General features: G+C 75.3%; 7 protein-coding genes. 6 read left to right on the forward strand and 1 reads right to left on the reverse strand.

The annotated features are described in order from the left end of the window. The first annotated feature begins 228 nt into the window (after positions 1-228). The 6 genes from CBZ_RS04730 (at position 229) to CBZ_RS04755 (ending at position 5694) form a co-directional block, all read left to right on the forward strand. The gene (locus CBZ_RS04730) at positions 229-963 is read left to right on the forward strand and encodes a pseudouridine synthase (protein ID WP_130780442.1); all 735 of its coding nucleotides are present in this window, start codon (positions 229-231) and stop codon (positions 961-963) included. Then, positions 960-2069: a prephenate dehydrogenase gene (locus tag CBZ_RS04735; protein WP_130780443.1), complete on the forward strand. Its 1110-nt coding sequence runs from the start codon at positions 960-962 to the stop codon at positions 2067-2069. The genes CBZ_RS04730 and CBZ_RS04735 overlap by 4 nt, the downstream gene beginning before the upstream one ends. Beyond that, the gene (cmk, locus tag CBZ_RS04740; RefSeq protein WP_130780444.1) at positions 2051-2782 is read left to right on the forward strand and encodes a (d)CMP kinase; all 732 of its coding nucleotides are present in this window, start codon (positions 2051-2053) and stop codon (positions 2780-2782) included. The genes CBZ_RS04735 and cmk overlap by 19 nt, the downstream gene beginning before the upstream one ends. Then, complete coding sequence (locus CBZ_RS04745) at positions 2779-3471, forward strand: lysophospholipid acyltransferase family protein (RefSeq protein WP_130780445.1); 693 nt, start codon at positions 2779-2781, stop codon at positions 3469-3471. Before cmk ends, CBZ_RS04745 begins: the two co-directional genes overlap by 4 nt. A gap of 38 nt (positions 3472-3509) precedes the next feature. After that, positions 3510-5018, forward strand: coding sequence for a ribosome biogenesis GTPase Der (der, locus tag CBZ_RS04750; RefSeq protein WP_130780446.1), 1509 nt, complete (start codon positions 3510-3512; stop codon positions 5016-5018). 118 nt (positions 5019-5136) lie between these two features. Then, a complete protein-coding gene (locus CBZ_RS04755; RefSeq protein WP_130780447.1) occupies positions 5137-5694 on the forward strand; it encodes a DUF2231 domain-containing protein in 558 nt (185 codons plus the stop codon). A gap of 40 nt (positions 5695-5734) precedes the next feature. Here the strand turns inward: CBZ_RS04755 and CBZ_RS04760 are convergent. Beyond that, positions 5735-7484, reverse strand: a 1750-nt coding sequence (locus tag CBZ_RS04760) for a glycoside hydrolase family 65 protein (RefSeq protein WP_130780448.1), incomplete at its 5' end; no start/stop codon positions are given.

The following is a 7484-nucleotide window of genomic DNA, read 5'->3' on the forward strand; positions in this document are numbered from 1 at the left end:
GGCGACGACCGGCGGGCAGGCCGTGGCGGCGACGACCGCCGCGCAGGCCGTGCGGGTGGCGACGACCGCCGCTCGTCGTGGTCGGGGGGCGAGGAGTCGCGTGCGCCTCGTCGCGGCACCGACGGCCGCCCGGACCGCGGCGGACCGAAGCGTGCGTCGCGACCGGCGACGCGTCCGACGCGTCCCGCGCGACCGCGGCCGACCCGGGCCCCCGAGGTCACGGTCGACGTGCACGACCCCGAGGGCGTGCGCCTGCAGAAGGTCCTCGCCGGCGCGGGTCTCGGCTCGCGGCGCGCGTGCGAGGAGCTCATCGCGACCGGCCGGGTGACCGTCGACGGCACGGAGGTCCGTGAGCTGGGCGTGCGCGTCGACCCCGTCAGCGCGGTCATCCACGTGGACGGGCTGCGTGTGCAGCTCGACTCCTCGATCGTCACGCTCGCGCTCAACAAGCCCAAGGGCGTCGTCTCGACGATGCACGACCCCGAGGGTCGGCCGTCGATCGCGCAGTTCGTCGCCGACCGCACCGAGCGCCTCTTCCACGTCGGGCGCCTCGACGCGGAGACCGAGGGGCTGCTGCTGCTGACGAACGACGGCGAGCTGGCCAACCGGCTGTCGCACCCGTCGCACGGCGTCGCGAAGACGTACCTCGCGCACGTCGAGGGGCGCGTCGCGGGCTCGCTGGGCGGGCGCCTCACGCGCGGCATCGAGCTCGAGGACGGCCTCGTCAAGGTCGACCGCTTCCAGGTCGTGCAGACGACCCCGCAGGCGAGCCTCGTCGAGCTCGTGCTGCACGAGGGCCGCAACCGCGTCGTGCGCCGTCTGCTCGAGGAGGCCGGGCACCCGGTGACGCGCCTGGTCCGCACCCAGATCGGGCCGATCCGGCTCGGGGACCTCAAGCCGGGGCGGACGCGCGTGCTGTCCAAGACGGAGGTGGGCTCGCTCATGACGCAGGTGGGCATGTGAGCCTCGCGACCGTGGGTCCGGTCCGCGTCGTCGGGACGGGTCTGCTGGGCACGTCCGTCGGGCTGGGCCTGACCGCGCACGGCGTGGACGTGCGGCTGCACGACCCGTCGCGCACCGCCGTCGCGCTCGCACGCGACGTCGGCGCCGGACGACCCGCGTCGCCGGACGACTCGCCGCCTGCGCTCGTCGTCGTCGCGGCACCGCCCGACGTGACGTCGGACGTGGTGCTCGCCGAGCTGGCCGCGTACCCGGACGCGGTCGTCACCGACGTGGCGAGCGTCAAGGGATACGTGCTGGCGGAGCTGCGGGCCGCGGGCGCCGACCTGTCGCGGTACGTCGGGTCGCACCCGATGGCGGGGCGCGAGCGCTCGGGCCCGGCTGCGGCGGTGCCGGACCTGTTCCTCGGGCGGCCGTGGGTCATCGCCGACTCGGGCTCGTCGCGCCCCGACGCGCTGCTCGCGGTGCGGTCGCTCGCGGTCGACCTCGGCGCGGTGCCGGTGTCGATGGACGCCGACGCGCACGACGCCGCGGTCGCTGCCGTCTCGCACGTGCCGCAGGTCGCCGCGAGCCTCGTCGCCGCGCGGCTGCGGGACGTCGGCGACGACGCCCTCGGCCTCGCCGGACAGGGGCTGCGGGACGTGACGCGGCTCGCCGCCTCCGACCCCGCGCTGTGGACGTCGATCCTCGCCGCCAACGCGGCCGCCGTGCGGGACGTGCTCGTCGGCCTGCGCGGAGACCTCGACGCGGTGATCCACGCGCTCGACGGCGCCGCCGCGGCGTCCGGGCCGGAGGACGTCGAGCTCGGGGCGCTGTCGACGATCGCACGGACCATCGCGGACGGGAACGCGGGCGTCGCACGCGTGCCCGGCAAGCACGGTGGTGCGCGCCGCGAGTACGTCGTCGTGAGTGTCCTGGTGCCGGACGCCCCGGGCGAGCTCGCGCGGCTGCTGACGGACGTCGGCGACGCGGGCGTCAACCTGGAGGACCTGCAGCTGGAGCACGCGGCCGGGCGGCCCGTGGGCATGGCCGCGATCTCGGTGCTGCCGGGTGCGGTGCCGCACCTCGAGGCGGAGCTGACGCTCCGCGGATGGAGACTGGTGAGTTGAGCACGATCCCGGCGCCCCTGGTGGTCGCCATCGACGGCCCGTCCGGGTCGGGCAAGTCGAGCGTGTCCCGGGCGGTCGCCCGGTCGCTGGGCCTCGCGTACCTCGACACGGGGGCCATGTACCGCGCGGCGACGTGGTGGTGCGTGGACCAGGGCGTCGCCCTGACGGACACGGGCGCGGTGGCGGACGCGGTCCGTGCGCTGCCGCTGGTCATGGGCGTCGACCCGCAGGACCCGACGGTGGTCGTCGGCGGCACCGACGTGACGGCCGCGATCCGGGAGACCGCGGTGTCGGCGGCGGTGAGCGCGGTCGCGACCAACCTCGACGTGCGGGCCGAGCTCGGACGCCTGCAGCGCGCCGCGATCGACGCCGAGCGGGCGGCCGGGTCGTTCTCGGGCGGGCGGGGGATCGTCGCCGAGGGTCGGGACATCACGACCGTCGTCGCCCCCGACGCTGACGTCCGCGTCCTGCTCACCGCGAGCGAGGAGGCGCGTCTGGCGCGCCGTGCGCTCGACGTGCACGGCACCGCTGACGCGGAGGCGGTCGAGGCCACGCGCGACCAGGTGCTGCGCCGCGACGCCGACGACTCCACGGTCGTGGAGTTCCACACGGCGGCGGACGGCGTCGTCACGGTCGACTCGTCGCACCTCGACTTCCAGGAGACGGTCGACGCGGTCCTCGCGGTCGTCGCGGCGTCCACCGCACGCGCATGAGCCCGGACTCGGGCCCGCGGATCCCGTCGCCGGCGGGGCCCGCGTGGTCGCGCTGGGTCGGGAGGCTCCTCGCACGCGGCGTGTGGGCGACCGACGTCGTCGGCGCCCACCACGTGCCGGCTACCGGGCCGGTGCTGCTCGCGGCCAACCACTCCGGGCTCGTCGACGGTCCGGTCCTGGCGGGGGTGACCCCACGCCCGGCGCACATCCTCGTCAAGGAGGAGATGTTCGGTGGTGTGGTCGGGCTGTTCCTCACCGCCGCCGGGCAGATCCCCGTCGACCGTGAGGGCGGCCGCACGGCGCTCACCACGGCCCTCGGGGTGCTGCGTCGGGGCGGTGTCGTCGGGGTGTTCCCCGAGGGTAACCGCGGGCGCGGCGACGCGACGAGCGCCCGCGCGGGCATCGCGTGGCTCGCGCTCAACGGGCACGCTCCGGTGGTGCCGATCGCGATCCTCGGGACGCGGCGGACGGGCGAGCCCACCAGTCACGTGCCCGGGCTGCGGCGACGGCTGGCCGTCGAGTTCGGGGAGCCGGTGGTCGTCGAGCGCGCACCCGGCACGTCCGGCCGCGCCGCGCTCGTCGACGCCAACGAGGCCGTGCGCGTGGCCCTGTCGGACCTCGTCGCACGCGCGATCGCCCGCACGGGCCTGGCCCTGCCGGCCGACGACCCGCAGCGCGAGCACGCCTGACGTCACGGCAGGCCGTCCGACAGGGGACAATGGGTGCCATGACGGAGACCGACCCCGATTTCGTGCTGCCCGGCGACGCCGGCGACCCCGCCCTCGTGCTGCCCGACGAGTCCGGTGACGCCGACCGGGAGCGCGCCCTGCGGGCCGGCCTCGCGGAGTACGCGCTGGAGGACGACGACCTCGCGCTGATCGACGGCCTTGACGAGGACGAGCTCGGCGGCCCCGAGGCGACCGCGTGGCCCGTGCTCGCCGTGGTCGGTCGGCCCAACGTCGGCAAGTCGACGCTGGTCAACCGCATCCTCGGCCGCCGCGAGGCGGTCGTCGAGGACATGCCCGGCGTCACGCGCGACCGGGTCAGCTACCCGGCCGAGTGGGCGGGCCGCCGGTTCACCCTCGTCGACACCGGTGGCTGGGAGGTCGACGTCGCGGGCATCGAGGCGCGCGTCGCGCAGCAGGCGGAGGTTGCGATCGCGCTGGCCGACGCCGTGCTGTTCGTCGTGGACGCGACGGTCGGGGCGACCGACACGGACGAGCAGGTCGTGCGGCTGCTGCGGCGGGCGGGCAAGCCCGTCGTGCTGTGCGCGAACAAGGTCGACGGTCCCGCGGGCGAGGCGGACGCCGCCGCGCTGTGGGCGCTCGGGCTCGGTGAGCCGTTCCCCGTGTCGGCGCTGCACGGCCGCGGCACGGGCGACCTGCTGGAGGCCGCGGTCGACGCGCTGCCCGAGGTCTCGGCGCACGCGAAGCCCGTCCCGGACGGCCCGCGCCGCGTCGCACTCGTGGGGCGGCCCAACGTCGGCAAGTCGTCGCTGCTCAACAAGGTGCTGGGCACCGAGCGGGTGGTCGTCGACGCCACGGCCGGCACGACGCGCGACCCCGTGGACGAGCTCGTGCTCCTCAAGGGCGTCCCGTGGGTGTTCGTCGACACCGCCGGCATCCGGCGGCGCGTGCACCAGACGTCGGGCCCCGACTTCTACGCGTCGCTGCGCACGCAGGCCGCGATCGAGAAGGCCGAGGTCGCCGTCGTCCTCGTCGACGCGTCCGCGCCGCTCACCGAGCAGGACACCCGGGTGATCTCCCAGGTCGTCGACGCGGGCCGGGCGCTGGTCATCGCGTACAACAAGTGGGACCTCATGGACGAGGACCGCCGCCCCTACCTGGAGCGGGAGATCGACAAGGACCTCGTCCAGGTGCAGTGGGCGCCGCGGGTGAACATCTCGGCGCGGACCGGGTGGCACACCGACCGGCTGGTCCCTGCGCTCGAGCGGTCGCTCGAGTCGTGGGACACGCGCATCTCGACCGGCCGCCTCAACGCGTTCCTCGGCGAGCTCGTCGCGGCGCACCCGCACCCGCTGCGCGGGGGCAAGCAGCCGCGCATCCTCTTCGCGACGCAGGCGTCGACGCGCCCGCCGCGGTTCGTCATCTTCACCACCGGCTTCCTGGACCCGGGGTACCGCCGGTACATCGAGCGCCGCCTGCGCGAGACCTTCGGGTTCGAGGGCTCGCCGATCTCGATCTCGGTGCGTGTCCGGGAGAAGCGCCGCCGCTGACCCGCCGGCCCTCGGGCGCCGTCCTGCGGGGCGGCGCCCCGGGTCGCCGAGCGGCCCGGCCGCTGCGATGCTCGGACGACGGTGCAGCATCCGCCGCCGTCGCGACGAGGGAACGCCGATGTCCTCCTCCGAGAGCTCTCCTGCACCGTTGCGCTGGGCCGAGCGGCTCGAGCAGAGCGAACGGCTCGACCCGTGGGTCGCGCGTCTCCGGCCGCTCGCCGACCGTCTGCTGGACGACGAGGGACGCGCACGCCTGCTGCACGGCGTGCCGGTGGGGCACGCGCTGCACCCGCTGCTCACCGACCTGCCGCTCGGGCTGTGGATGTCCTCGACGGCGCTCGACCTGGTCGGGGGTCCGCGGGCCACGGGCGCGGCCGACCGGCTCCTCGGCCTCGGCGTGCTCGCGGCCGCCCCGACCGCGGTCACGGGGCTGGCCGACTGGGCGCTGGGGAACCGACGCGTGCAGCGCGTCGGGGCGGCGCACGCCCTGCTCAACACCGTGGCCCTCGGCCTGTACGCCGTCTCGTGGCGGCAGCGTCGTCGCGGGGCCCGGGCGCGCGGGGTCGCGACGAGCCTGGTCGCGGGCGTGGTCGTGACGGCCGGCGGGTATCTGGGCGGCCACCTCACGCTCAGCCTGAAGGCACCGCCGCCCGTCGCCGAGACCGCCGCGCTCTGACGAGCCCGGCACGTCGGGCGACGCCCGGGCGCCGCCGGCGTCAGGAGGCGACGGGTGCGGGCAGGTCGCCCACGTCCCGCGTGTGGTACTCGCCCGGGAACGACACCGGCGCCCCGGCCGTGACGGTGAACTGCTCGTCGTGGTGCCACGCGGTGACCGGAGGACCCGACCGGACCGCGTACGTCACGACGTCGGGCCGGATGTCGACCTCCAGCACCGAGCCGCGGACCTGCAGCGGGAAGCAGAGCCGCCGCGCGCGCGTCGGCAGCATCGGCGCGAAGCGCGTGCCACGCCACCGGTAGCCCGCGAAGCCCTGGACGACCGCCATCCACGCGCCGCCCGCGGAGGCGACGTGCACGCCGTCGCGCAGGTTGCCCGCACGGTCCGCGATGTCGACAGCCGCGGCGTCCACCAGGTACTCCTCGGCCGTCCGGTACTTGCCGACGTCGGCCGCAGCGATCGCCTGGATGCACTCCGAGAGCGAGGAGTCGCCGGTGGTCAGCGGGTCGTAGTACTCGAAGATGCGGCGCCGCTCCTCGCGGCTGAAGCGCTCCGGCAGCAGGACGGTCGCGAGGACGACGTCGGCCTGCTTGATGACCTGGTGCCGGTAGATGACCAGCGGGTGGAAGTGCAGCAGCAGGGGGTAGCGGTCGGCGGGGGTGCCGGCGAAGTCCCAGGGGAGCTGCTCGAGGAACCGGTCGTCCTGCAGGTGCACGCCCGCCTTCGGGTCGAACGGCACGTACATGCGCTCCGCCGCCCGCCGCCACGTCGCCTCCTCGTCGTCGCGGAGCCCGACACGCTGGGTGAGGCGCTGCAGGTCGCGCGGGTGCTCGGCCCGCAGCCACGCAACGGCGTCGGCCGCCATCCGCAGGTTCTCCGCCGCCATGAGGTTCGTGTAGAGGTTGTTGTCGACCACCGTCGAGTACTCGTCGGGCCCGGTGACCTTGAGCAGCACGAACCGCCCGTCCCGCCGCTCGGAGAAGAACCCGAGGCCCGCCCACATCCGAGCGGTCTCGACGAGCAGCTCGACACCGTGCCGCACCATGAGGTCCGTGTCGCCCGTGACCTCGACGTACTGCGCCAGCGCGTAGGCCACGTCCGCGTCGATGTGGTACTGCGCGGTCCCGGCCGCGTAGTACGCCGACGCCTCCTGCCCGTCGATGGTGCGCCACGGGAACAACGCACCGTCGCACCCGACCTCGCGCGCCCGCGCGCGTGCGGCGGGCAGCATCCGCACACGGTGCATGAGCAGGCTGCGGGCCACCCGCGGCGACGTGTGCGTGAGGAACGGGAGCAGGTACGCCTCGGTGTCCCAGAAGTAGTGCCCCTCGTACCCGGTGCCCGTGAGCCCCTTGGACGGCACGCCGTGGCCCTCGCTGCGCAGCGACGCCTGCAGCAGCGTGAACTGGTTGAGGTGGATCGCCTGCTGGGCGCCACGCGCGCCGTCCCACACGATCTCGCTGCGGTCCCAGAAGTCGGCGACCCACTGCTCGTGCGCCTCGAGCGCCGCAGCCCGGCCCGCCGCCCGCGCCCGGTGCATGGTCATGCCGGCACGGTTCACCAGGTCGGGCGCCGAGTCCTTGCCGTAGTGGTAGGCGAGCCACTTCGTCACGCCGACGGCGATGCCGACCTGCGCGTCGACGTCGAACACCACGCGGGCCCGCTCGGCGTCGACGCGCGTGCCGACGTGCACGGCGCCGCCGTCGACCTCGTGGTCCATGCCGGCAGCCACGGTGAGCCCCGACTCGGCCGTGCGATAGGTCCGGATCACCCGCAGGCCCTCCGCGCGC

The sequence above is a fragment of the Cellulomonas biazotea genome (assembly GCF_004306155.1).
GTDB classification, from domain to species: Bacteria; Actinomycetota; Actinomycetes; order Actinomycetales; family Cellulomonadaceae; genus Cellulomonas; species Cellulomonas biazotea.

Bases quoted from the DNA above. Each gene is read 5' to 3' on its own strand.
- CBZ_RS04745 (WP_130780445.1), top strand. From the start codon at position 2,779: ATGAGCCCGGACTCGGGCCCGCGGATCCCGTCGCCGGCGGGGCCCGCG.
- cmk (WP_130780444.1), top strand. From the start codon at position 2,051: ATGGAGACTGGTGAGTTGAGCACGATCCCGGCGCCCCTGGTGGTCGCC.
- CBZ_RS04755 (WP_130780447.1), top strand. From the start codon at position 5,137: ATGTCCTCCTCCGAGAGCTCTCCTGCACCGTTGCGCTGGGCCGAGCGG.
- der (WP_130780446.1), top strand. From the start codon at position 3,510: ATGACGGAGACCGACCCCGATTTCGTGCTGCCCGGCGACGCCGGCGAC.